Annotated in this window: 25 protein-coding genes and 1 pseudogene; 15 read left to right on the forward strand and 11 right to left on the reverse strand. The window is 40.2% G+C overall.

Features of this window, described 5'->3' with window-relative positions:
• Window positions 1–139 precede the first annotated feature (139 nt).
• The 4 genes from AC504W_RS04655 to AC504W_RS04670 all read right to left on the reverse strand — a co-directional run bounded on the left by AC504W_RS04655 (window position 140) and on the right by AC504W_RS04670 (window position 2,680).
• Entirely contained in the window at window positions 140–355 is a 216-nt protein-coding gene (locus AC504W_RS04655; RefSeq protein ID WP_096585656.1) for an NAD(P)H-quinone oxidoreductase subunit O, read from the reverse strand.
• Between the two features lie 157 nt (window positions 356–512).
• Window positions 513–1,349 carry a DNA-formamidopyrimidine glycosylase gene (locus tag AC504W_RS04660; protein ID WP_494876495.1) on the reverse strand — a complete coding sequence of 279 codons (837 nt, stop codon included), beginning with the start codon at window positions 1,347–1,349 and terminating at the stop codon, window positions 513–515.
• 239 nt (window positions 1,350–1,588) lie between these two features.
• On the reverse strand, window positions 1,589–1,801 hold the full coding sequence (locus tag AC504W_RS04665; RefSeq protein ID WP_096583488.1) for a photosystem I reaction center subunit IV: 213 nt from the start codon (window positions 1,799–1,801) through the stop codon (window positions 1,589–1,591).
• 294 nt (window positions 1,802–2,095) lie between these two features.
• Window positions 2,096–2,680 carry a PAP/fibrillin family protein gene (locus AC504W_RS04670; protein WP_494876496.1) on the reverse strand — a complete coding sequence of 195 codons (585 nt, stop codon included), beginning with the start codon at window positions 2,678–2,680 and terminating at the stop codon, window positions 2,096–2,098.
• A 251-nt stretch (window positions 2,681–2,931) separates the two neighbouring features.
• Here AC504W_RS04670 and AC504W_RS04675 point away from each other — a divergent pair, with 251 nt between their 5' ends.
• The 6 genes from AC504W_RS04675 (at window position 2,932) to AC504W_RS04700 (ending at window position 8,309) form a co-directional block, all read left to right on the forward strand.
• Entirely contained in the window at window positions 2,932–3,174 is a 243-nt protein-coding gene (locus tag AC504W_RS04675) for a DUF3134 domain-containing protein (RefSeq protein WP_494876497.1), read from the forward strand.
• Between the two features lie 81 nt (window positions 3,175–3,255).
• Window positions 3,256–4,359 (forward strand): phospho-N-acetylmuramoyl-pentapeptide-transferase, encoded by a 1,104-nt coding sequence (mraY, locus tag AC504W_RS04680; RefSeq protein ID WP_494876498.1) that lies wholly within the window; start codon window positions 3,256–3,258, stop codon window positions 4,357–4,359.
• A 150-nt stretch (window positions 4,360–4,509) separates the two neighbouring features.
• Window positions 4,510–5,445, forward strand: coding sequence for a lysophospholipid acyltransferase family protein (locus AC504W_RS04685; RefSeq protein ID WP_494876500.1), 936 nt, complete (start codon window positions 4,510–4,512; stop codon window positions 5,443–5,445).
• A gap of 646 nt (window positions 5,446–6,091) precedes the next feature.
• Entirely contained in the window at window positions 6,092–6,319 is a 228-nt protein-coding gene (locus AC504W_RS04690) for a hypothetical protein (RefSeq protein ID WP_494876501.1), read from the forward strand.
• Between the two features lie 153 nt (window positions 6,320–6,472).
• Window positions 6,473–7,756: an acetyltransferase gene (locus AC504W_RS04695; protein ID WP_494876503.1), complete on the forward strand. Its 1,284-nt coding sequence runs from the start codon at window positions 6,473–6,475 to the stop codon at window positions 7,754–7,756.
• A 16-nt stretch (window positions 7,757–7,772) separates the two neighbouring features.
• Window positions 7,773–8,309, forward strand: coding sequence for a hypothetical protein (locus AC504W_RS04700; RefSeq protein WP_494876504.1), 537 nt, complete (start codon window positions 7,773–7,775; stop codon window positions 8,307–8,309).
• A gap of 495 nt (window positions 8,310–8,804) precedes the next feature.
• Here AC504W_RS04700 and AC504W_RS04705 read toward each other — a convergent pair whose 3' ends face one another.
• Window positions 8,805–10,403 carry a hypothetical protein gene (locus AC504W_RS04705; RefSeq protein ID WP_494876505.1) on the reverse strand — a complete coding sequence of 533 codons (1,599 nt, stop codon included), beginning with the start codon at window positions 10,401–10,403 and terminating at the stop codon, window positions 8,805–8,807.
• A gap of 106 nt (window positions 10,404–10,509) precedes the next feature.
• Between AC504W_RS04705 and AC504W_RS04710 the strand changes: the two genes are divergently transcribed.
• The gene (locus AC504W_RS04710; RefSeq protein WP_494876507.1) at window positions 10,510–13,767 is read left to right on the forward strand and encodes an alpha-mannosidase; all 3,258 of its coding nucleotides are present in this window, start codon (window positions 10,510–10,512) and stop codon (window positions 13,765–13,767) included.
• A 63-nt stretch (window positions 13,768–13,830) separates the two neighbouring features.
• On the opposite strand, the gene psbN is transcribed toward AC504W_RS04710, so the two are convergent.
• Entirely contained in the window at window positions 13,831–13,962 is a 132-nt protein-coding gene (gene psbN, locus AC504W_RS04715) for a photosystem II reaction center protein PsbN (RefSeq protein ID WP_015111807.1), read from the reverse strand.
• An 85-nt stretch (window positions 13,963–14,047) separates the two neighbouring features.
• Here psbN and psbH point away from each other — a divergent pair, with 85 nt between their 5' ends.
• The 3 genes from psbH (at window position 14,048) to pth (ending at window position 15,428) form a co-directional block, all read left to right on the forward strand.
• Window positions 14,048–14,251 carry a photosystem II reaction center phosphoprotein PsbH gene (psbH, locus tag AC504W_RS04720; protein WP_096583472.1) on the forward strand — a complete coding sequence of 68 codons (204 nt, stop codon included), beginning with the start codon at window positions 14,048–14,050 and terminating at the stop codon, window positions 14,249–14,251.
• A gap of 187 nt (window positions 14,252–14,438) precedes the next feature.
• Window positions 14,439–14,711, forward strand: a complete 273-nt coding sequence (locus tag AC504W_RS04725; RefSeq protein WP_096583470.1) for a TatA/E family twin arginine-targeting protein translocase — start codon at window positions 14,439–14,441, stop codon at window positions 14,709–14,711.
• A gap of 78 nt (window positions 14,712–14,789) precedes the next feature.
• Window positions 14,790–15,428: an aminoacyl-tRNA hydrolase gene (gene pth, locus AC504W_RS04730; RefSeq protein WP_096583468.1), complete on the forward strand. Its 639-nt coding sequence runs from the start codon at window positions 14,790–14,792 to the stop codon at window positions 15,426–15,428.
• Window positions 15,429–15,606: 178 nt separating this feature from the next.
• On the opposite strand, the gene rpsU (AC504W_RS04735) is transcribed toward pth, so the two are convergent.
• From rpsU (AC504W_RS04735) to rsmI, 3 genes are all read right to left on the reverse strand, one after another.
• Window positions 15,607–15,786: a 30S ribosomal protein S21 gene (rpsU, locus tag AC504W_RS04735; protein ID WP_008226419.1), complete on the reverse strand. Its 180-nt coding sequence runs from the start codon at window positions 15,784–15,786 to the stop codon at window positions 15,607–15,609.
• Between the two features lie 267 nt (window positions 15,787–16,053).
• Complete coding sequence (locus tag AC504W_RS04740; RefSeq protein ID WP_494876510.1) at window positions 16,054–16,398, reverse strand: hypothetical protein; 345 nt, start codon at window positions 16,396–16,398, stop codon at window positions 16,054–16,056.
• Between the two features lie 159 nt (window positions 16,399–16,557).
• On the reverse strand, window positions 16,558–17,415 hold the full coding sequence (gene rsmI / locus AC504W_RS04745; protein WP_494876511.1) for a 16S rRNA (cytidine(1402)-2'-O)-methyltransferase: 858 nt from the start codon (window positions 17,413–17,415) through the stop codon (window positions 16,558–16,560).
• 69 nt (window positions 17,416–17,484) lie between these two features.
• Here rsmI and AC504W_RS04750 point away from each other — a divergent pair, with 69 nt between their 5' ends.
• The 5 genes and pseudogenes from AC504W_RS04750 (at window position 17,485) to AC504W_RS04770 (ending at window position 21,254) form a co-directional block, all read left to right on the forward strand.
• Window positions 17,485–18,348, forward strand: a complete 864-nt coding sequence (locus AC504W_RS04750; RefSeq protein WP_494878565.1) for a sugar kinase — start codon at window positions 17,485–17,487, stop codon at window positions 18,346–18,348.
• A complete protein-coding gene (locus tag AC504W_RS04755) occupies window positions 18,345–19,208 on the forward strand; it encodes a 3'(2'),5'-bisphosphate nucleotidase CysQ family protein (protein ID WP_494876512.1) in 864 nt (287 codons plus the stop codon). The genes AC504W_RS04750 and AC504W_RS04755 overlap by 4 nt, the downstream gene beginning before the upstream one ends.
• A gap of 311 nt (window positions 19,209–19,519) precedes the next feature.
• On the forward strand, window positions 19,520–19,849 hold the full coding sequence (gene rbp / locus AC504W_RS04760) for an RNA-binding regulator (protein ID WP_096583458.1): 330 nt from the start codon (window positions 19,520–19,522) through the stop codon (window positions 19,847–19,849).
• A 124-nt stretch (window positions 19,850–19,973) separates the two neighbouring features.
• Window positions 19,974–20,154: pseudogene (gene rpsU / locus AC504W_RS04765) on the forward strand (30S ribosomal protein S21).
• Window positions 20,155–20,498: 344 nt separating this feature from the next.
• Entirely contained in the window at window positions 20,499–21,254 is a 756-nt protein-coding gene (locus AC504W_RS04770) for a hypothetical protein (RefSeq protein WP_494876513.1), read from the forward strand.
• A gap of 62 nt (window positions 21,255–21,316) precedes the next feature.
• Here the strand turns inward: AC504W_RS04770 and AC504W_RS04775 are convergent, their stop codons facing one another.
• Both AC504W_RS04775 and AC504W_RS04780 read right to left on the reverse strand, forming a co-directional pair.
• Complete coding sequence (locus tag AC504W_RS04775; protein ID WP_494876514.1) at window positions 21,317–22,204, reverse strand: hypothetical protein; 888 nt, start codon at window positions 22,202–22,204, stop codon at window positions 21,317–21,319.
• 48 nt (window positions 22,205–22,252) lie between these two features.
• On the reverse strand, window positions 22,253–22,762 hold the full coding sequence (locus AC504W_RS04780; RefSeq protein WP_494876515.1) for a hypothetical protein: 510 nt from the start codon (window positions 22,760–22,762) through the stop codon (window positions 22,253–22,255).
• Window positions 22,763–22,778 lie beyond the last annotated feature (16 nt).

The raw sequence follows: 22,778 nt of genomic DNA on the forward strand, positions 1-22,778 counted from the left end.
TCTGCTTTTGAATCACTACTATATATAGTGGATAACTGCGATCGCCAGGTTGTAACTGAAAAGGTGGGCATTACCCACCTAATAATTGTGATTCGTGTTCAGTCCATCAACCACATCCTTTAGTCTGAGGATGGAATACTTACTTAAATGCTTCTAGTTGGTCTAAGCGTAACCAAATATTTGGCGTTGGTACTTGTCCGAACTTCACAAAGGCATAATCACCTTTAATATCCACCACTTCACCCTGAGTTTCAAACAAGTAAGCAGGAAAACGTGTATCACTAGCTTTGGCTTCGACACTATTTTCTAGCTTTTCGCGGATAGCGCGAACTACATCTCCTTTTTTGACTGGCATAAATTTCCTTCTTAAGTTTGCAGATTGTTCCATAGAGGATTTTAGCTTGCTATAAGAAAGGGGTATAGGGGTATAAAAAAAGGGGTCTGGGAATGTAAAGTGTTGGGTATTGAAAAACCTTACACCCTTACCTCCTTATACCCAGCTGTAAGGCTTTCTAACTCTGGCACTGTGGACAAAAGTGACTAGAACGTCCACCTAATTTAATTCGCTGAATGAGATTACTACAAACTCGGCAAGGTTCCCCAGTACGGTTGTAAACCCAGGCGACACCACCATAGTTACCGTTGATCCCCTTAACGTTAAGGAAGTTACTAAAGGTTGTACCACCAGCTGCAATGCTGGTTTCTAAGACTTCAATAATGACTTGGCGTAACTGCTGAATTTGCTCTAGCTGCAAATCTGTACACAAGGTTTCCGGTAACACGCCACATTTAAATAATGCTTCATCAGCGTAGATGTTACCTAATCCCGCTACGACAGATTGATCTAATAATGCTGTTTTAATGGGACGGCGGCGATTTTGCAGTTTAGCTGCGAGATACTCAACAGTGAATTCTGGTGAAAATGGATCTGCGGCTAGTTTGGCTAAACCAGTCATCACACTTTCTACAGCTACTCCTGGGGGAACCCACCACATTTGACCAAAGGTGCGTTGGTCAATAAAGCGCAATTCTTGTTGATCCCCAAAAAATATTCTGACTCTTGTGTGCTTGTGCAATGGTTCATCACGGTGCAGCCATAATAATTGACCAGTCATCCGCAAATGTACACCAAGGTAGCCAGCCCCAGAAGATAGTTCAGATAAAAGATATTTACCACGGCGGTGCCAAGTCATTATGGCACTACCTTGGATTTTATGAATAAACTCATCAACAGAAAACGGGTAGGCGATGGTGCGATTTAGCAACACATCTCCACCCGTAATGTTTTGATTCAGGGTCAATTGATTGAGACCCCGGCGGACTGTTTCAACTTCAGGCAGTTCAGGCATTGAAACTGATAAGTAAGCAATTTATCTAGGGGTCGAGAAAGATGAGAGGAAGTACTGTACGCACCTATCGGCGAATATCTATTCTATCGAAAAGAAACCGTAAATACCCGCAGGGCAGTTTCTTTTACTTAGAGTAGGCTGAGAGGAAGCATGAAAGAACTGAAACTTTACGCTTCATTCTACATACTTAAAGCTTCCCTTCATCATCCCATTAAAGAATCCCCTTTTGGCTTTGCTACTTATTTTTTAGCTTTAGCCTTTGGTGCTTCTGTTTCGACTAATTCATCTAAGGCAAAGTTATTGGTATTGATACCAGCGTAATTTACCTTATCAAAACGGACGATTACTGGGTATTTGATGCCGCTTTGGTCAATAGAAGCCACGGTGCCGACATCTTGGAACCAGTAGGATTCTGGGCGGAGAATACGTACTTTAGAACCACGTTGAACCATGATTATCTTCCCTTTTAGTTATCAATTGCCGATATATAGGGCTATTTGATTTCACTCTACAACCTGAAGGTCTCTACTAGAGGGTTTGTTAAGTTATTTGTCATTAGTCAATGGTCAATGGTCAGGATTTACTCTCCCCTGCTCCCCTGCTTCTCTGCTCCCTTGCCCATATCTACCTCTCGTTAGGTTCTAAATAAAAGGTTCATACCTAGAATGGGGTCAGACCCTACTTGACAAAGCACACATGATGGAATAATTTCGTTTCGTTCGCTAACTCACATCTTAAGGAAAAACTTATGTTCGACGCAAAACAAATACACTACCTTCGTTGCCCCTGCCAATGCGGAGATCATCATCTATATAAGTAATGTCTAACCAGCCTTTTTGGTTTTCGCTTTTAATCGGCACATCAATTCCCGTAAACTTTTTACCTGATTCAATTTGGTGGATAAAACTTTCTGGAGAATTGTAGTCAATTAGACGTTGCAAACCTACAATAGATCGATTAAATTTTACCTGGACACGCCGACCGGAGACTGGCTCAAATTTAGCAGCAACGCTGACTAATCCTTCGAGATAAGGTAAGCCATAAATTTCAGCAATATTGTAAACGCTGGTAGTTTCTACCCGAATACACTGATAAATTTGACCAAGTTTACAAAAAGGTAAACGATCTAGGTTTAAAAGAGCTTTGCTAGTGGTATAAAGTAATAGCCAATTGCCATCTAGCAAGTTACCAGCTTCCACTGGACGTGGTGTTGGATTGAGGTCTTCTAAATTGGCGATCGCCGCTAAGATTGCTTGTTTCTGTGGTTCAGTAGCCAGCAAACCGCGATTTGTCGGAGCGATCGCATTGATTAAAGCCGCTTTTCCCATCATGGTTTATTACCCCAAATCAAGAATGTTGAAAATTCATCCACCTTAAGTTCAATATTGATGACCTATGTATAAAGCTCAAAAAAGTTTTAAGAATTTATTCCTATCTGTATTACCACTATTAAATAAAATATTTTTGCTAACTTACGGATTTCAGCAGGCAAGACTTGAATCAATAAATAACTAAATTATTACGTTTCAAGTGATAGACTGCTTAATGTCTAGTTACATTAACATTTTGTTTCTTCGTTGATATGTTGAATTCTCCCTTACGTGAAGAACCCCGCAACCAACGCGCTGCCGTAATTCCATTAAAGCAAGAATCCTCCCTTTTAGATTGGTTACAATCCCACGGTCGTTTGATAGCGCGTGATGTGCATGAACCTGATTTTTCTGAGGAAGAAAACGAAGAAATCTCAGACTTTCTCGGTGGAGAAGACGGCATTGCTGATTACCTTGATGATGATGACGACGAGATAGCTGTTGAAGAAGATTAGCCCCATCAGGCTAGGGACTTGGTGATAGCTATCGTCCCTGTAATTAAATTTTTGTAGTGTGGAGTGAAGGGAAAAGATCCTGTGGACGCTAAATTATCTCCTAACCAAGGATTAAACATTTCTGGTATCGGTCTCGCTTCTGCCTTAGCCGCCGGGCTAGGTGTAGCAGCAGTAATTTGTGATTTGATGGGGAATAGATTGCCTTGGCAAGGCACATCTCTCACCATGCCTTTGTTGTTGTGTGCCGTAATTTCGGCTGCTGTGGGCTATGTAGTAGTACCTATGCTGCAAGCACTGAAAACTGGACAAATTATCCGCGAAGATGGCCCCCAAGCCCATTTGAAAAAAGCAGGCACACCAACAATGGGTGGGATATTCTTCATCCCTGTTGCGGCGATCGTTGCCTGTATAATGTCTAATTTCGCCACAGAGGTCGTTGCTGTCTCCGCACTAACCCTTAGCTACGGTTTTATCGGTTGGATTGATGATTGGCAAATTCTCCGCCGGAAATCCAATAAAGGGATTTCTCCAAAAATGAAACTAGCTTTGCAAATTGGTTTTGCAGCGCTGTTTTGTATCTGGTTAATGTTTAATCAACCTTTTAATATTACAAATATTGCTTTGCCTTGGGTGAGCTTTGCACTGCCTTTAGGGTTCCTCTTCTGGCCTTTGGCAGGATTTGTTCTCGTCGCAGAGAGTAATGCAACTAATTTAACTGACGGTATTGATGGTTTAGCAGGTGGAACTGTAGCGATAGCACTTTTGGCTTTAGGTGCTGTAGTGGCCCCAACTTCCCTACCATTGATGGTTTTCTGTGCAGCTTTAAGCGGTAGTTGCTTAGGTTTCTTAGCACATAACCGCAACCCAGCCCGCGTATTTATGGGTGATACGGGTTCCCTAGCGTTGGGTGGTGCGTTAGCTGCTGTCGCACTTTTAACAAACAGCTTGGTAGCGTTATTTATTCTTAGTGGTATCTTCTTTGTTGAAACCCTGTCTGTAATGGCGCAAGTTGCTTATTACAAAGCAACAAAAGGCCCAGATGGTAAAGGCAAACGATTGTTTAGAATGGCTCCTTTACATCATCATTTAGAGTTAGGTGGCTGGTCAGAATTACAAGTTGTGGCTGTGTTTTATATAATAGCTGCGATGTTAGCTGTAATTTGTTTAGCGATCGCCCCTTTCTAAATCTTTAAAAAACTGCTTTAAAAAAAAGAACCCTCGAAGTTTCGGGGGTTCTTTTTTAATTGGAAGTGAACTACATATCATACTTGAGATAAATTAAAAATGCCCAAGCGGTAACAAGGGATATGATGATTACATGAACTCAACGAGTGTGTGATTAATAATTCCGCCAACCATCAATCAGATAGTTTGCTGTCTTTAGATGCTGCTACTATTAAGCGGGTAGAAGAAGGAGTAGCAGCGGCCAGTGATCGCGCTGTGCGTCATACAATCAAACAAGCCTTGACTCGCTTGGAAGGAATTAACCAAGGACAGACAGAACACCAAATTAATGGTAGTGTACGACGGTTTGTGTTGCGATCGCTCATTCATACTTTATTCAGCGTTCGGGTAGAAAATCTCGAAAAATTACCGCAGACACCAGCAATTCTTGCTGTCAACCATCTTCACCACATCGACCCCTTGCTGTTATTGGCAGAACTCCCCAGCCAGCCGTACTACTATATTTTGGGTGATGCTCGCACCCTTTATAACAAATTATGGAAGCGCTTCATTTTGAGTTTTGCTGGCGGTGTGATTCCTTTGGCGCGGTTGTGGAAAGAAGAAATTGCTGTGATGGAAGCAGCCAAAACTGGAAGACAAGACTTAGCTGAACTAGCCGCCGCAATTCAAGAAAATGTTCCATCGGGTGGCGATATCCAGACATTACGCCAAATAGACCGCATTATTTTAGAGATTTTGGCTCATGGGGATGGGATGATTCTATTTCCTGAAGGAAGACTGGGAAATACTGAAGGTAAATTGCATTTTCCCCTCAAGCGAGGAACGGTGATATATGCTTTACGTGCTAGTGTACCAATAGTACCAGTTGCTCTCATTGGTACTTATGACCTGTATCTCAGGAAACAGTTAACTATTCGCGTTGGCGAACCGTTACATTTTTCGCCAAATACCAAAACCACTAAACAGGAAGTAGAAACCGCTTTAGAAACTTTGCAAAATGCCATAATAGCTCTGTTGCCAGCTAACTATCAAGAACCAAGAGGAACAAAGTTGTTACGTTACTTCCTTAATCATCTGTTGTGGTGATAGCAGTTGTTAATTCGTAATGAAAAATCTTTTCTAGAACATTAGTTAAGTTAATTAATGCTCTATATCCTTATTTATGTCATTGCATAAATGCAATTATCAAACAGACGAATGTTTGTTATATGCTCTCAGTTTCGTACTAAAGTTAATCAAAAAAATATATCCTTCGTAAGATAGAGTTTTTTGTAAGTTTATATTTACTCAGATTAGACTTTGCCAGTTGATATTTATGTAAGAGAGTATAAGCATTAGCAGATTGTGAAAGTGCAAATACAGTAGCAGTAGTGTTTTTAGCTTTTTAATCTGATTTTTTATTCCAATATAATATCAAGTTAAAAAGAGATTCTTTCCTAAGATAGATATTTTTTTGTAGCAAGGAATTATTTTTAGTCTAAAGTTGAACATTGGCAATTTAATAATATTTTTATAATTGGTATAGTTTTTATCAATCTCAAAAGCCTAGCTTAAAGCAGCAAATAAGAATACAATAAGCTGTTAATTACACCTTGCAGTAATTAACACTTCACTAACTTCGATTTAACGAATATTAGGTAAGTTAAATCGCAAAGTTAAAGCAAACTAAACTTTAACTTTGTGATTTGTCTTGCCAAAAAAAACTTAGCAATCTATTAGATATCGAGTAATAATGTTGAAACGTCGCACAATACTAGTGGGTCTATCTGTACTGAGCTTAACTTTGGCGGTGAGTACAAAAGTTTATGGGCAATCTACTAGCGGGCCAGATGCTTGGCAGACTGTCTACAATGATGCAGTTTCTGGGGCAACAACAATAATCACAGTTCCGCTTTTGAGTCCCTTGTTATCATTTATCCTGCAATTAGTTTACAACTTGGCAGGTTTTTGGGGCGGTTAATTTTTTGTCTCATACCCAAACAGAGCAAGAGTCTAAATAGAGGCTTTGTAGCTTAATTGTTTGGTCAGTTTTTCGTATGTGATCGCATCAATATATCTAACGCAAATTTTTCCATAGTCTAATATTTCATAGCCCGTGAGGAGTTTTCTTTCTATGTTCAAACCTCGCAAAATTTGTAGTGTCTTAACTACAATTATCCTAGCGTTTGCCATCGGTACACAGATATATATACAACCCGCCCTTGCTTCTGGAGGGACGACGTGTAATCCAACGGCAATTAACTTACCTATATGCCCAAGTGCAGCACCTTCTGAGTCAGCTAGTTTCGTTGACCCTACGGCGACAATCACCAACCCCACAAATATTACCTTGGGAGAAAAAGTCTACATCGCACCATTTTCCGAGTTAAACGCTACTAATGCCCCTATTAGCATCGATGCAGGTTCTAATATCCAAGACCAGGTGAAAATTATAGCTTCGGGAACGGGTGTAGAGATTGGCGAGCATGTCATTATGGCACACATGGCCACCATCAAAGGTGCAGCTAAAATTGGTACTCAAGGCTCAACTGGGCCTTTTACCGACCCAGTTACCAATACTCAGTTTAGCAACACTATTCCAGAGATATTTCTGGCCTTCAACTGTGAAATAGATGGTGCAACTATAGAAAGAAACACAGTAGTTAACTTTCTGGCACGGGTTGGCCCTGGTGTTACTTTACCTGCTGGTAAAGTTGTCCTGCCTGGTAAAAATGTCACAACTAACTTACAAGCTAGTAGCGGCACCTTGGGGAAAGTCGCAAACCTGACACAAGCCGACGTTGCATTAATGGAAGGTATCATTGAAGTCAATGAAGCATTTGCCAAAGGATATACAGACTTAGCCAGAACAGACTCAACAAATGTAACAGGAATAAATTACGCTCCAGATACATCTTTTAACTCCGGAGGTCTGCCGCAGATAGGTGGAAGTCCGACCCGTGATCCTAACTATCGTAACCGCATCATCGGCAACATCACTTTTCAAGATTCTTTAGCAACACTCAACAACAAACTAGCTAGTAGAATTTCGCTGCGTGCTGATGAGGGTGAACCCTTTAATGTTGGGCAAATTGCTGGGATGGCAAACGATGTTGTTTTTCACGCTTTAGAAACAACTAGTTTAACTCTTGGGAATGGAATTGGTTATGGGCCTCGCGCTCTAGTTCATGGTGGTAGGCAGGTTGTTAATGGTGTTGCTAATGGCCCTGAAACTAGTGTAGGTGATGCCGTAGGGTTAGGGCCGAACTCCGTTATCTTCCGCGCCAGCATCGGCAACAACTCAGCACTTGGGCAAAGAAGCGCAGTCTTTAATTCTACGATAGCTCCCAGAACGGCGATCGCTTCTCGAACAATTTATGCCGACAACGGCAGCCTGATTTTACCTGTGGAGTGGTAATCAATTTTGCATAATTATGAATCTGAAAATCTTGCCAGTAGTGCAATTAAAATGCCTACGATTGATGCTCCTGCTCACTTTGATATTTGGGCTGGGACTGAGTATTAATAGTAATTCCTCTTTAGCTGCTAACACCTCCTCTAATCAGCCTCAAGTTGTACAACCTCCCATTACCGGACTTGTTTCTACATTGTCGGATGAAGTCAAGGAATTACCAGCAGAGTTAATTCGCTGGTCAACTTACTGGCAAATGTGCTGGGAACCTTATCCCGATGCGAAAGAATATGAACTACAAACGGTACTTGTAGAAGGCAAATCGCCAAAGTTGAAACGTCAAAGCGATCGCTGTTTTCGTATCCAAGCTGCATCTAATGAAAACCAAAAATCACAAGGATTACTCAACCGTGAACTAATCTTATTAATGCACAAGATTCAGCTTGGTTATCGCGTCCGAGCCGTCTTAGATAACAACCGCGTCAGTGAATGGTCTGAAGTAATGGCAGTTGGCGCAACTAATGTCGCTGAATCGAATGGTCAGCTTTCACACATTTAACTTGCCTATCTTTTAGTGTTGACTGTTAACTGTAGTTAACAGTCAACAAAACTCACAGAGCAAGAACTTCTATAACAATTATTTCTCTAAAAAGTTAGTAATTTTAAAATTTGATGTTCCTTCCCAACAGTGATTTAAAGATGCGTTGACTTGAGCATCTGCCGCATCAGCGGACTCTTTAGAAGCATTCAATTGTACGGCTGTTACAAGTTACAATATATTCAAAAATAATCACAAACTGTTTTTGAGTTGAAATTCTCTCAACGACAATTGTTTCGCCCACCTTGGGTATTTGTGGTAAATGTGCCACAAATGTTTCAATCTTAGGTTTATCTAGTGGATTTTTGAAATTAAAATATTTACAGTAAACAAGAACTTTCACGCAGGAACCCATCAATAATTAATAGTCATTTATCGTTATTCATTAGTTAAAATTGCTGAGTTTTGAGGTTTAAGTAAGATATTCTTTCTTGCTCACTCTGTACTTCTTATACATCATTTACCTTGCCAAAGCCTTGCTAAAAACTTAATAGTTTTCATCAACATTTCTTCCAACCACAACATAGTATTATCAAGCCAGACTAAAATCTTTTCTAAGAAATGCTGTTCATAACCAATAGAAGTTGCTTTAATGTCTATCCAGTCGGGTTGAGCCTCAACCTGATGATTTTGGCTTTGGTGTTGAGTAATTTGGCTTGCTTCAGTTTGTTTGACATTTGCAACTTTACCAGATATTTTTTGACTTTGGCTCAAATTGCGGCTTGATTTTTGTCTTTTTACTAAACCAGCGCCTACTTTTGGTTGCTGTATAGTTAACTTGTTCTGTGGATATGGACTGGAAGGTAAAGTAGAATTTTGCGGTGATGTGGGTGTCACTGTGTTGTCTGCAACTGTTGGAGAACTACTAAATAAGTCATTCCAACTCAGCCAAGGGACGGCTGCTACATCCTTATTTTTATTTTTTAATTTTCTGTTTTGAGGTAAAGCTTGATGATTTCTAGGGCGTAAATATTGTCCTTTAGTAGGAGTTTTACTATTGCCTGAGGGCATTTTTTTCCCTCTACCAATACCAAAAAAGTAATTTAATGCTGCTTCAATCAAAGCTTGAAAATGCAGTGTTTGAGTTTCTAAAATATCAGGTGTAACGGCAATATTTACCCTAGAGTTTAGCTCCTCTTTGCCATAAAGAAATACGTTGAATTGTGTTTGGGTAATTTGGATAAGTTCTTGGCTACGTTGTTGTACTGGAACTACAGCATTTTCTTCCAATTTTGCCACAATTTTATCTACCAGTTCCAAGAAAGATCTACTGTTAAGTAAATGGGTAGGTATGCCTTGAGTTAATTGTGTAATATTAGGTGGATTTTCACCAGTCAGTTTAGCTAATAAACGATGAATTTCTGGTAACAATTCTAATGATGTTTCAGCTTCTATTACTTGTTGAGTATGCCAGTAATTAGCAACTTCGTGAATAATTCTGTTTGTCAGTTTTGTCTGCTGCTGAGGTGTCAAAACATCCAAGATTTCATTACTGCTAGAAACTAAGACTAAATGGCGATCGCCTAAATTTGTCGCAATTCCCTGGACTGCTGGTAAATAGCGCTGGAAAGCATTTTCTCGCTGAGGTGAAGTCAGACTACCAGGGGAATTATCTGAAATCGTTAAGGATTGAGCCAAAGAAGGGTTATTTGTGGGACGATGTTGAAACAGTTTTCTCCACCATTTTCCTGCGGAATTCCCAAGTGCTGATGTTTTTGCAGGAGTGGCTATTTCTTCGGATGGAAGATTTTGGACTGCTTCTAAGACACGCTGTATAGGCGTATCAGCAGTTAAGGGAGTTTCGGGTGGGCGATCGCTATAATTTGGTTGTAACTTTAGCCTAGGTTGTGGTTCTTTGGTATGCAGCGTTTTCACCTTTGACTCGGCTGAATGTAACAGTAGATACAACGGGTAAAGTAATGCTTCTACACCCCACTTGGTAGTAACTTGTACTTGCCGAAAAGTTTGTTCCCATCGTTGTGTCAACCGCCGAGATTGCTGGTGGACAAAGTTAAAGAGTCTGCTTTGATAACGCCCAGAAGAACCAGATGACATGGTAGTGATTTATGAGTTCGAGTTTTGTTTAGTTGTGAGACTCCCGCCAAAAAATAGATAACGACAAACTGTTAATCATCGTAAGTGCCATCATCTTAGCGAAAATATGACCCCTCCTGTATCTCAATCTCAGACAAATTTAATCTCCGAGACTACTGAGCAATTACGCTCTTATTGTCAAGTTAATCTTCAGTCTACTTGGCTATACCAAGAATGTGACCGGAATATTACGGATGTTGTTACATCTAATTTGTCTGATTGGCAACCTGTAGAGTTAAATGCTAAAGGACATATCGCTTGGCAAGGTGGGAAACAAGTTTTATGGCTGGTACAGAAACTAGTGGTTCCCCAAGATTTACAGGGTTATCCTTTAGCGGGGTTATCTTTGCGCTTGGCTTTGATTTGGTGGGCTGATGCGGCGGAGGTTTATGTTAATGGAGAATTAGTTCAAGCAGGAGATTTATTTGATTTTTACCCCAGAGTATTGCTGAGTCAAAGTGTATCTTTTGGGGATGAGTTTATCGTAGCTTTGCGCTTGGTCAGTCCCGGACATGACAATGGGGCTTTGATGCGATCGCTTTTAATTTACGAGTCTACCGATTACAATCATCCTGACCCTGGTTTTGTTGCTGATGAGTTGGCGGTGGCGCAGTTGTATTTGGCAAAGTTTGCGCCGGAACAGTTAGATGAGTTGGCGGCGGAGATAGAAAGAATAACGAACCGCAGAGGAGCCACTGCGTTGGGCGGGTTTCCCGACTTGAAGCAAGTGGCGTGCGTAAAGGACACAAAGGAAGAGAGGGAAGAGTGGGATAAATATCTTTTGTCTCTGCGTCAAAAGTTATTTCAATCCAAAATCCACAATCTAAAATCTACAATTTTCTTGTTGGGCCATGCCCATTTAGATTTAGCATGGTTGTGGCCGGTGAATGAAACCTGGAATGCAGCCCAAAATACTTTTGAGTCAGTTCTGAAATTACAGAAAGATTTTCCCGAATTAATTTTCTGTCATTCCACACCCGCCCTTTATGCTTGGGTGGAAGAACATCGCCCAGATTTATTCGCCGCAATTCAACAAGCCATAGCAGCTGGAACTTGGGAAATTATTGGCGCTACCTGGGTGGAACCAGAATTAAATTTAATTAGTGGTGAGTCGATAGTTCGTCAGTTATTGTATGGTCAGCGTTATTTTCAAGAAAAATTTGGCAAGATTTCGCCGATAGTTTGGGTTCCAGACAGTTTTGGTTTTTGTGCAACGTTACCGCAGTTTTTTGTGAATGCAGGTGTGGAGTATTTTGTCACTCAAAAACTGCGCTGGAATGATACTACTAAATTTGATTATGGGGCTTTTTGGTGGCGATCGCCTGACGGTAGTCAAGTATTTAGTTTGATGTCTGCACCTGTTGGGGAAGGCATTGATCCAGTTAAAATGGCAGCTTACACCCTGGAATGGCAAGCCCAAACAAACTTACAAGCATCACTCTGGCTACCTGGGGTGGGCGACCACGGCGGCGGCCCCACCCGTGATATGTTAGAAATTGCTCAACGCTGGCAACATTCCCCAGTCTTTCCAGAACTAGAATTTACAACTGCCCAAAAGTATTTACAACAAATTAATCAAGCAGACTTGCCCACCTGGGATGATGAACTATATTTGGAATTCCATCGCGGCTGTTATACTACTCACGCTGATCAAAAGCGTTGGAATCGATATAGTGAAAATTTACTATATCAAGCTGAATTGTTTGCGACCTTAGCCACCATTACTTGTGATGTCCAATATCCTAAAGCAGACATAGAAAACGCTTGGAAGCAAGTATTATTTAACCAATTTCACGATATCTTGCCTGGTTCTTCCATCACTCAAGTTTATACTGATGCTTTGCCAGGGTGGCAGCAAGTAGAACAAGTGGGGACAAGAATATTAGAAGAGTCGATGCAGGCGATCGCATCTCACTTTACCTTACCAGAACCACCAGAACCCAATAGTTTACCAATATTCGTTTTTAATTCTCTCAATTGGCAGCGTTCTGAAGTAGTTGCAATTAACTTACCTACAGCTAACCCAGCATGGCAGATATACGATGTCGCTGGAAATCAAATTATCTCTCAATTAACCCAAGCAACAACATTACTATTTTTAGCCACCGATATTCCCTCCGTAGGCTACCGCCTATTTTGGCTAGTTCCAGCATCCCAACTCCCCAGCAATTCACCATCTTCGACCACTGATTTTGTCCTCGAAAATCAATTTCTGCGGGTAGTTATTGACCCAGACACAGGTGATTTATCCAGCGTTTTGGATAAAAATCATCAACGAGAAGTCTTAAGTGGTGCAGGAAATCAATTACAAGCCTTTAAAGATAGCGGTCAATATTGGGATGCTTGGAATATTGACCCAAATTATGCCCAACACCCCTTACCAGCCACCAGTCTCAAATCTATTCAAGTATTAGAGCAAGGGCCAGTACAACATCGCCTGCGTGTAGTGCGTCAGTTAGGCGAATCAGAATTTCGGCAAGATTATATTTTACAAGCAGGTTCACCGCTGCTAAAAATTGCCACCACAGTTAATTGGCAAGAAAATCAAGTCTTTGTTAAAGCTGCATTTCCTTTAAATGTGGAAGCAGACTTTGCTACTTATGAAATTCCCTGCGGTGCTATTCGTCGCTCCACTAAACCCCAAACCCCCGCAGAACAAGCCAAATGGGAAGTACCCGCCTTACGTTGGGCTGATTTAACCGGAGAAACAGAAATCGGTATTTACGGTGTTAGTTTGCTAAATGATTGTAAATATGGCTACGACGCTCAACACAATCAACTACGTCTATCCTTGTTACGCAGTCCCAATTGGCCAGACCCAGAGTGTGATAGAGGCTTTCACGAATTCACCTACGCCTTGTATCCTCACGCTAATACTTGGGAATCAGCCCAGACAGTACAACGTGGCTATGAACTAAACATTCCCCTGCAAGTCTTTTCTCCTCAAAACTCAGCACTCAGCGAGAACTTGCGTGCGCGGGTTCCCCGCGTTGAGCAAAGTTCGATAACTCAGCACTCAGCACTAAATAATATTGACCGAATCAGTTTCTTAAATTTAACTTCTCAAAATTTAATCTTAATGGCCTTGAAGCCAACGGAAGATAACCCCCAAGAGTTTATCCTTCGGTGTTATGAATCACAGGGAAAAACAGCCGAGTTGTGCTTACAGAGCGATTTAGACCTGCTTTTAGGAGAGAAAGTAGATTTATTAGAAAGTTCCCTAGATATTACTGAATTTTCACTTAGGCAACAACCACTTACAATACATCCTGGAAAAATCACTACTGTCAAAGTAATATCAGCACTTAATCTTCAACAGGAGTAAGCCAGTAGTCCGGAGTCACCATATTTTTACTATGGACTATTGACTCTGGACTATTGACTAAATCTAATCTTCGTGGTCGTCAAAAGGATCTGCCAACTCCTTGCTTGGTGGGCCAAATGATGTATAAATTCCATAGGCAGTAATGGCTACAAGCATCGCGCCAACAGAAATGCTAAGAACTATTGCGGGTTCCATAAAATATAGATTGATTATGAGTGCTATTCTTATAGAATATTACAGAAGATTAAAAAAAGCTTTGGCAACTAATCTTAGGTGAACTATGGCACAACGGACTAGGTTGGGAGATATCCTGAGACCTTTGAATTCTGAGTACGGTAAAGTGGCTCCAGGCTGGGGAACTACCCCAGTAATGGGCGTTTTTATGGCGCTATTTTTGGTGTTTTTACTGATAATTCTGCAACTTTACAATAGATCCATCTCAATTCAGGATGTGTTGGTTGATTGGCGCAGTTTAGGCGGCTAATTTACAACGTAGCAATCAAGCTTGCGTATTCAGCGAACTTACACCCGGCTTGTCCGGGTTTTTTTGTAAGTTATGGACTTGAAAGGTTAGCCTGAAACAAGTCACCATAGTAATGATGGGGAAATGTTTTATTTTAACTCCCCACTCTCCTAATTTTGTTTGCCTGCATATTGATAGGAGCGATCGCATGAATATATTTGGTATTGGTCTGCCAGAAATGGCTGTAATTATGATAGTCGCACTTTTAATCTTTGGCCCTAAAAAATTGCCAGAGATTGGCCGCAGTGTCGGGAAAGCGATTCGCGGTTTTCAAGAGGCTTCTAATGAATTTCAAAATGAATTTAAACGAGAAGCCGAACAAATTGAACAAGTTGTGAAAACTACTGCTGAACTGGAACCAAAAAAAATCGAAGCGGCTCAACCACAACAAGATACAGTTAATTCTTCTCAAAATAGCTAATGGAGTGCTGAGTTAAAAACTAGCCTCTAGCCTCCAATCCCTTAAAATAGTGCTGCGAATCGATTGATTGTAAGTGAAATGACAGAAGTTGGAACACAACCAGCTTTGGTAATTCCCCAACTAATTGTTGGTTTGGGGAATCCAGAGCCGAAGTATGAACAAACACGCCATAATATTGGTTTTGCTGCTGTCGATGCTCTGGCTCGTGCTTGGCAAATTTCTGTAACAGAAAATCGCAAGTTTCAGGGAGAGTATGGCGAAGGCATAGCATTTGCTGGAAATAAAATCCGGTTGCTGAAGCCGTTAACTTACATGAATCGCTCAGGACAAGCAATACAATCTGTAACAAGTTGGTACAAATTGCCCCCAGAGTCTGTTTTGATCATCTATGATGATATGGATCTGCCTTTAGGGAAAACTCGCCTGCGCTTATCTGGTTCTGCTGGTGGGCATAATGGGATGAAAAGTGCGATCGCCCATCTTAGCACGCAAAATTTTCCTCGTTTGCGTATCGGCATTGGTAAACCAAAAGACGCGGCTAACAGCGATAACTCAGAAACTGTCTCTCATGTACTAGGAAAATTTTCTGCTGCTGAAACTCAATTGATGTCTGCTGTACTTCAGTTTGTAGTTGAGTGTGTAGAAATGAGTCTGAAACAAGGAGTCGAAAAGGCTATGAATCGCTGTAATAGCCGCACTGTTGAAGTTAATAGTTAATGGAGTGCTGAGTAAAAATTTTATCCTCTAGCCTCTAGTTACCATAAACAGCAATATACCCAAACCTATGCCAGGGTTGGGTAAATGTTGTTAAATTTCATGTGAGTATTATGGCAAAGTGCTGTTGCTGATTGAGATTGGTATTCTTTAAGCAACGCCAGTACCAAACCACAGATGTTTATTTAAACCGGCGCTTGCGTCTGGCTGCTACGGCCTTGCGTTTGCGCTTTTCTAATGGTGTTTCAAAATGTCGATGGTATTTAACGTCAGCTAATATACCAGCTTTAGATACTTGGCGCTTAAACCGACGTAGCGCTGAATCTATTCCCTCGTTTTCGCCTAGAACCACTTGGGTCATTCTGTTTCCTCGTTATAAATAATTTCCATTGTAATAGTAGCCTCCAACTTAGCCAAACTCCGCTGAATAGCCTTCAAACATCTTAGTCACCACCATAAAGCAGCGTGAGAAATCCTATTTATTATGGCAATTTAGTATTATATGCAATTATCAATAAATCAATCATTGTCTATTGCAAATAGAGTTTTGATGAAAGATATACTCAAGTTTCTATTATTATCAGTAAATGTATGTATTAATACTTTAACAAAATAGTTATTTCATCCTTTATAAGTTAATTCTGCCCTGATTTAATAACTTAAAACCAAGGGACATTGCAGTAAATGAAACAGCAAAACTCCATAAACTAGTTGGTCTTAAAATTACTCCTCCACTTAAGAAAACTAGCACTATGCCAATACCTAGCAATATCCAACCAAAATTACCAGTTTCTCTAGGAAAGAAAATCAAGGCAAAAATCCCAGACATAATTGCTAAAACTGAACCAGTTGCAGGTAAACTCCGATAGAAAAATGAATAGTAGCCGCTAACAAAGATAATGTTTTGTCCGAAAAAATATAAACCTAGAAATAATAAAATTAAGCCTATAAGTTTGATTAAAAGCCTACCCATAACTGTTTGATTTTATTGACTAAAAATGAAGTTAATTTACGCTGATTATATTTTAGTTATTAATTAAAAACTAGATATCATGGTAAAAATTTATCTAGGTTTTATGATTTTTCAGTAAATATACGTAAAAAAACAGTTGATGAGGCAGAAATCTGAAAGTTACTCAGCACTCACGATGATAGACAGCGCTAGTTGATAGACTTGGCGGCGGGAAAGTGAGGTAAATTTAGCTAGTTGACGGCTGGCTTGCGATCGCGATATTCCTTGACTAATTAACTGTTGTAATTCAGCTTTTAGTTCTACTTCGGTTAATAATGGTTGAGTGATTGGAGTTCCCGCCACAACTAAAGTGTATTCACCTTGGGGTTCTCGTTGTTGATAATGGGCGATCGCCTCGGCGATTGTGCCGCGCCAAAATTCTTCGTATAATTTAGTTAATTCTCTGGCTAAAACAATTTGGCGATCGCTGCCAAAAACTTCTGCTAAGTCTTGCAAAGTTTCGGGTAAACGATGGGGCGATTCGTAGAAAATTAAAGTGCGGGATTCTGTTTGCAAAGTTTCTAGATGTTCCCGTCGCTGTTGGGTTTTTGGCGGTAAAAAACCTTCAAAAGTAAATTTATCTGTGGGTAATCCCGCAGCGCTCAAAGCTGTGATTGCTGCACTTGCACCGGGAATTGGTACTACGTTGATTCCGGCATCAATACAAGCCTTAATCAATTCATAACCAGGATCAGAAATTCCCGGCATACCTGCATCACTAACTAAAGCGATCGCTTTATCATTACTTAAATTCTCTAATATTTCAGGAATGCGACTATTGCGGTTATGTTCGTGGTAACTTAACTGGGGTGTTTTCACTTGAAAATATTGTAACAGTTTGCCAGTATGACGCGTGTCTTCCGCCGCAATCAAATCCACTGTCTGCAAAATTCGCACCGCCCGAAAAGTGATATCTTCTAGATTGCCAATGGGTGTGCCAACAACGTAAAGTGTTCCTGGTTGTGGATCTGTTTGCATGAGAATATAATTCGGAGTTCGTAATTCGTAATTAGGTTTTGTCGTTTTAGTTCTGGAGAACGAAAATTACTGGTGTATCGGGGATTATTTGTTGGTTTAGTCACTTTAGATTTGATTTATCTTGCTGATTCTGCCCCTCAAAATAATCAGAAGATGGTTGCTGCTGACTATACTGTAGCAGCAGGAGGGCCAGCGACAAATGCGGCTGTAACTTTTGCTCATTTAGGTAATCAAGCAGATATCTTGGGTGTGGTTGGTTCGCACCCAATGACGCAACTAATTTATCGTGACTTAGAAAATTATAGAGTAGCGATCGCCGACCTTGAACCTAACCAGCCGACACCCCCACCTGTATCTTCAATTATTGTGACTCAAGCAACTGGTGAACGGGCGGTAATTTCCATTAATGCGGCGAAAACCCAAGCCAGCAGTACATCTATCCCCATGAATATTTTGCCAGATATTGATATTGTATTAATTGATGGACATCAGATGGAAGTTGGTAAAGCGATCGCACAAACGGCAAAAACCGCTAATATCCCGGTAGTTATTGATGGTGGTAGTTGGAAACCCGGCTTTGAAGAAATCTTACCTTTCGTAGATTATGCGATTTGTTCAGCCAATTTTCATCCGCCTAACTGCAATGCAGAAGTAGAGGTGATTGATTACCTGAGTAATTTTGGCATTCCCCACATTGCTATTACCCACGGTGATCAATCAATAGCATATCTAAGTAGTCAGCAAAGTGGTACTATAACCGTACCGCGCATTATACCAGTTGATACACTGGGGGCTGGAGATATTTTTCACGGCGCTTTCTGCCACTATATATTAAGTGATAATTTCACTCATGCCTTAGCACAAGCCGCTAATATCGCCGCTGGTTCCTGTCAATTTTTTGGCACACGTCGCTGGATGGAAGAGAAGCAATGAAAGATTTAGCCGAAATATTAGCGATCGCTCGTGATGTAGGCTGGAAAGCAGCAGATATACTCCATTCTTATTACCACGGTACAATTAAAGATGCTGATTTACAGGTGCAATACAAACAGAATGAGCCTGTGACCATTGCAGACATTACCGTCAGTCAATATATTTTGCAGAGATTACAAGCCGCTTTTGGTGACGAAGATTTTACTTACATCAGCGAAGAAACTTATAAATCACAACTCCAGCAACAAAATTCTCAGTTAGTATGGCTAATTGATCCTTTAGATGGCACCAAAGATTTTATTGACAAGACTGGAGACTATGCGATTCACATTGCTTTAATTCAAGATCATCGCCCTATTTTATCAATCGTAGCTGTGCCAGAAGCCGAAACAATCTACTACGCTACAAAAGATGGCGGAACATTTAAGGAAACACCAAAAGCAACTGTACCCATTACACTTTTAACAGAAAAATCCATCGAAGATTTAACCTTAGTTGTCAGTCGTTCTCATCGCCATGAAAGGCTCAACTATTTACTACAACACTTACCTTGCCAAAATCAAAAAGCTGTGGGCAGTGTAGGTTGTAAAATTGCTACTATTCTCGAACAAAAAGCAGACATTTATATTTCTCTTTCTGGTAAGTCTGCGCCTAAAGACTGGGATATAGCTGCACCAGAGCTAATTTTAACCGAAGCTGGTGGTAGTTTTACTCATTTTGATGGCAGTCCTTTGCGATATAACACCGATGATATCAATCAGTGGGGAGGATTATTTGCCAGCAATAGTAACTATCACCAAATTTTGTGTCAGGAAGCGCAAAGGATATTATTAGAGTTCGACAATCTTAAAAGAGTTTAACACTATATATATATATAGTTAAAATTAGCTTGTCTAGATTGACTATATAATTCATAATTATATGTAATAGTTAATCTAATAAATGTCTATGAACATATTTTTAAATATTTATTAGGTACAAATACTCAAATATCTTATACATATAGTTACAAACTACAAAGTTTTTTGACTACTTGATAACTTTGATTCTTTGAAGGTTGTGCTATACTTTGGCATATAAGGATTATTTTCGGTTGAGTAACTCGTTTTGATTTTGAAAAAGCGTCTCTCCGAATTTAACTCTCTACACTCCCTGAATTCGGAGACATTATATGTCAATTTACGTTGGAAACTTGTCTTACCAAGTCACTGAGGAAGACTTGAAAATGGCATTTAGCGAATACGGAAAAGTAAATCGTGTTCAGTTACCCACTGACCGAGAAACAGGCCGTCCTCGTGGTTTTGCCTTTGTAGAGATGGAAACAGAATCACAAGAAACTGCCGCTATTGAAGCACTAGATGGTGCTGAATGGATGGGACGTGACTTGAAAGTAAATAAAGCTAAACCTCGTGAAGAAAGAAGCCCTTCTCGCGGTGGTGGCGGCGGCTGGGGTAACAATAACCGTGGCGGTGGCGGCGGCGGTCGTGGCGGTCGTTACTAAAATTTTGAAATAAAAATTTAGCATTTAGAGTCTCCAGCAGAAACGAGCCTTTGGCTCGTTTCTGCTGGAGTATCTTATTTTTTCTCTATAGTTCAATATTCATCCATCATCAGGAGGAATGAGAATGACGCAAGTCGTCTTGGGGGAGAATGAGGGTATTGATTCAGCTTTGCGAAGATTTAAACGGAATTTTCCAAGACAAGAGAAAGAAACGTCACTTTGAGATACCGCTAGAAAAACAAAAACGCAAAGCGGTTGCAAGACACAAACAAAATCGTAGCAACGGCGCTCGTCGCTTCAAATAATACTTCTAGCCCATCTGGCTAACCAATAAAATAATTTAGACAAATATTAATCAAAATACTAGTTGTAATAGCGCTCACGATTTTATAGCGGCGGTGCTACATGTCTAACCAGTATATATAAAGTTACAATAATTTTAGGTAGTAAAATTTCCTTGGCAAAATCTCCAGCCATTGAAATATAGTAGGAAATAGGAAATAAGCTGGAAAGCCTCTTGGTATATTGCTTTGTTCTTAAAATTTGTCACTCATTCACCTGTAATCTGTTGTGTATCTACCTATATACATACTAAATGTTGTAGTCTGTAGCCTGATTCGGTAATTTCTGGCTTTGGATTTTCAGAAAAATGTTGCGTGTTTATCATATTTTCATAGCTGCGCTTTTACTGTTATTAATGCCATTCGGTGCAAAATTCATCCTCCCCTACTTTTCTGGAACTAAGGTAGAGCCAAAGAACCAAGTAGCGTCCACATCCAAGGCTTCCCCACCAGTTAAGTCGGGAAACCCTTCTACCTCAATAGGGGGAAATGTTTGGCAGAAAGTTTTAGGTAAAAATATTGTAGTGCCTAGCGGTTGGCAAGTGGTTCCATGTCAGGGAACTGAACCTTTGTTATGTGTATCTGCCAAAGGTGAAGTTTTAGGTACACTTGAGATGAGTGTTTCTCAAGTTAGTCAAAATCCCAATTTTCAAAAGCATCTGGCTGATGCAGGTATTTCCTTCGGCACGAAACTAGACTATAAAAATTCTAGTAACCAAACTAAAGTCCTCGCAGCGCTGAAAGCTTGGTCTGGTGACTATTATGCTGCGTTGAGTAAAGATCGCCAAAAAGGAAATGGCAATCAAATTATATTTTCTACTCATCCATTAGAAAATATATCAGTTGGTAAGCTGCCAGGAATACGCTACGGTTTCACAGGTATTAAAGCTGAAGGTGGATTACAAGAGCAGTATATTAGTTATGCTGCTTTTGATGGGAATGCGCTGTATATAATTAGTACAGCTTTTGACCCAAATGCTGCTAAAGGTAAGTTTGAAAAATTGGAAAATTTAGTAATTTTTCAGCCTTATTTAGATGCGATCGCCGAAAATTTAAACTTATAAGTTAGTCATTAGTCATTAATCATTTGTAAATACATAATGACTAATGACTAGGAGTGATTTAACTAAATCTCAGCTACAGCGCGTTCAATTAGGCGACGTACTAAAGTTTGCGTACCTGTATGTTCGTAATAATTAGTAGACACATCTAAGAAGGCTGCCAAATAATCCAACTTGTCATCACTCACTTCCATAAAACTTTGCAAGTGACTAACGACATTTTGCGGAGTTAAATTATTGCTAGTAACTAAGCCATTCATCCAACCTTTAACAGAATCAACACTTTCGCCAATAAAGTTTAGTTTACTAGCAGCATTACCGCCAGGGATTGCATCTTGAATGCCTTTAAAGGTTGTGTTTTGTTCCAGTTCTTGGGGGCTAGTTTGGTTAAGTAAAGATAACGCTTTATTGATGAAATCTGGGCCTAAAGGTATCAACCCATCAATACAAACTAATGCTACTAATCGCATGAGCGATTCACCGCTGTATTCACCTAAAGCACCGACAAAATCGCCGATGCTATCTCCAGGAATACCATTAATTTGGCAAAAAGCTACTAATTCAGCGACTACTTTTAAGGATAAATCAATCGTTTGTGCTTTATCTGGTTTGGGAGTCACAGAGTTAAGAAAACCCAAAAGGGGAATTGATTCACCAACTTTGTTAGCTAATGCGGCTGCACCGAGAACTTTATCTGTACCATCAACAGTTTGATAAAGCCACATAGCTGTTTGGTAGCCTTGAGAGCTATCGTTATACAGATAAATAGCTCGTTCGCCAATTTGTTGAATTAACTCTTCGTCTTCTTCACCAGTCACAGTTTTAATGGTGTTGACAAAGCCAACAGTATTTTGCCATTCACCAGGAGCAACAAAATCGAGAGCCTTCAACATAGATATTGTTAAACCACCAGTAGGTAGTTGATCAACCAATTCTTGAATCGGTTTACCCATAAAAATCTCCTGATTGCGAGTTTGTTATCTAAATATTTTGAGTGTTGATTATTTGAGTTTGGCTAGGCCATCAAGATTAAATTTACTGAGCCAATCGGCGCGATCGCTCGCTGTAAATGTCGTAGCTTTTGACTGAACTTTGACTTGATACTTCCCTACCAAAATCGCACTTTGGGTTTTACCCTGTTCTACAGCCGGATATCCAGCAATCTTTTTGGTGCTTTTAGAGAATTTTGCTGCTGCTTCTGGGGTGCTGGTTGTATCCGAAATCGACAGCACCGCTACTTCTTTACCAGCTTTTTTCAACTTAGCTTCTGCAAAACCTTTTTTCTCTTGAGTGTAAACGCGATCATAACCACCACCAGATTTTGGAAAGAATTTGTTAAATTCACTTCCCTGAGTCGCAGTCTTGGCAACTGCTTGACCTTTTTTCTGTTTACTGCTTTCTTGTTGTACTTGGTCAAAACGCCCTGGTGTTTTAGGTGTACAAGCTGTTGTCAATAATAATACTGAGATGAGCAACACAGCTAAAACTTTCCGCCCACGATAGAAACTCATGTTTCCGACTCCTTAT

The sequence above is a fragment of the Nostoc sp. C96 genome (assembly GCF_059384975.1).

Bases quoted from the DNA above. Each gene is read 5' to 3' on its own strand.
- AC504W_RS04655 (WP_096585656.1), bottom strand. From the start codon at position 355: ATGCCAGTCAAAAAAGGAGATGTAGTTCGCGCTATCCGCGAAAAGCTA.
- AC504W_RS04660 (WP_494876495.1), bottom strand. From the start codon at position 1,349: ATGCCTGAACTGCCTGAAGTTGAAACAGTCCGCCGGGGTCTCAATCAA.
- AC504W_RS04665 (WP_096583488.1), bottom strand. From the start codon at position 1,801: ATGGTTCAACGTGGTTCTAAAGTACGTATTCTCCGCCCAGAATCCTAC.
- AC504W_RS04670 (WP_494876496.1), bottom strand. From the start codon at position 2,680: ATGATGGGAAAAGCGGCTTTAATCAATGCGATCGCTCCGACAAATCGC.
- AC504W_RS04675 (WP_494876497.1), top strand. From the start codon at position 2,932: ATGTTGAATTCTCCCTTACGTGAAGAACCCCGCAACCAACGCGCTGCC.
- AC504W_RS04690 (WP_494876501.1), top strand. From the start codon at position 6,092: ATGTTGAAACGTCGCACAATACTAGTGGGTCTATCTGTACTGAGCTTA.
- AC504W_RS04695 (WP_494876503.1), top strand. From the start codon at position 6,473: ATGTTCAAACCTCGCAAAATTTGTAGTGTCTTAACTACAATTATCCTA.
- AC504W_RS04700 (WP_494876504.1), top strand. From the start codon at position 7,773: ATGAATCTGAAAATCTTGCCAGTAGTGCAATTAAAATGCCTACGATTG.
- AC504W_RS04705 (WP_494876505.1), bottom strand. From the start codon at position 10,403: ATGTCATCTGGTTCTTCTGGGCGTTATCAAAGCAGACTCTTTAACTTT.
- AC504W_RS04710 (WP_494876507.1), top strand. From the start codon at position 10,510: ATGACCCCTCCTGTATCTCAATCTCAGACAAATTTAATCTCCGAGACT.
- psbN (WP_015111807.1), bottom strand. From the start codon at position 13,962: ATGGAACCCGCAATAGTTCTTAGCATTTCTGTTGGCGCGATGCTTGTA.
- psbH (WP_096583472.1), top strand. From the start codon at position 14,048: ATGGCACAACGGACTAGGTTGGGAGATATCCTGAGACCTTTGAATTCT.
- AC504W_RS04725 (WP_096583470.1), top strand. From the start codon at position 14,439: ATGAATATATTTGGTATTGGTCTGCCAGAAATGGCTGTAATTATGATA.
- pth (WP_096583468.1), top strand. From the start codon at position 14,790: ATGACAGAAGTTGGAACACAACCAGCTTTGGTAATTCCCCAACTAATT.
- rpsU (WP_008226419.1), bottom strand. From the start codon at position 15,786: ATGACCCAAGTGGTTCTAGGCGAAAACGAGGGAATAGATTCAGCGCTA.
- AC504W_RS04740 (WP_494876510.1), bottom strand. From the start codon at position 16,398: ATGGGTAGGCTTTTAATCAAACTTATAGGCTTAATTTTATTATTTCTA.
- rsmI (WP_494876511.1), bottom strand. From the start codon at position 17,415: ATGCAAACAGATCCACAACCAGGAACACTTTACGTTGTTGGCACACCC.
- AC504W_RS04755 (WP_494876512.1), top strand. From the start codon at position 18,345: ATGAAAGATTTAGCCGAAATATTAGCGATCGCTCGTGATGTAGGCTGG.
- rbp (WP_096583458.1), top strand. From the start codon at position 19,520: ATGTCAATTTACGTTGGAAACTTGTCTTACCAAGTCACTGAGGAAGAC.
- AC504W_RS04770 (WP_494876513.1), top strand. From the start codon at position 20,499: ATGTTGCGTGTTTATCATATTTTCATAGCTGCGCTTTTACTGTTATTA.
- AC504W_RS04775 (WP_494876514.1), bottom strand. From the start codon at position 22,204: ATGGGTAAACCGATTCAAGAATTGGTTGATCAACTACCTACTGGTGGT.
- AC504W_RS04780 (WP_494876515.1), bottom strand. From the start codon at position 22,762: ATGAGTTTCTATCGTGGGCGGAAAGTTTTAGCTGTGTTGCTCATCTCA.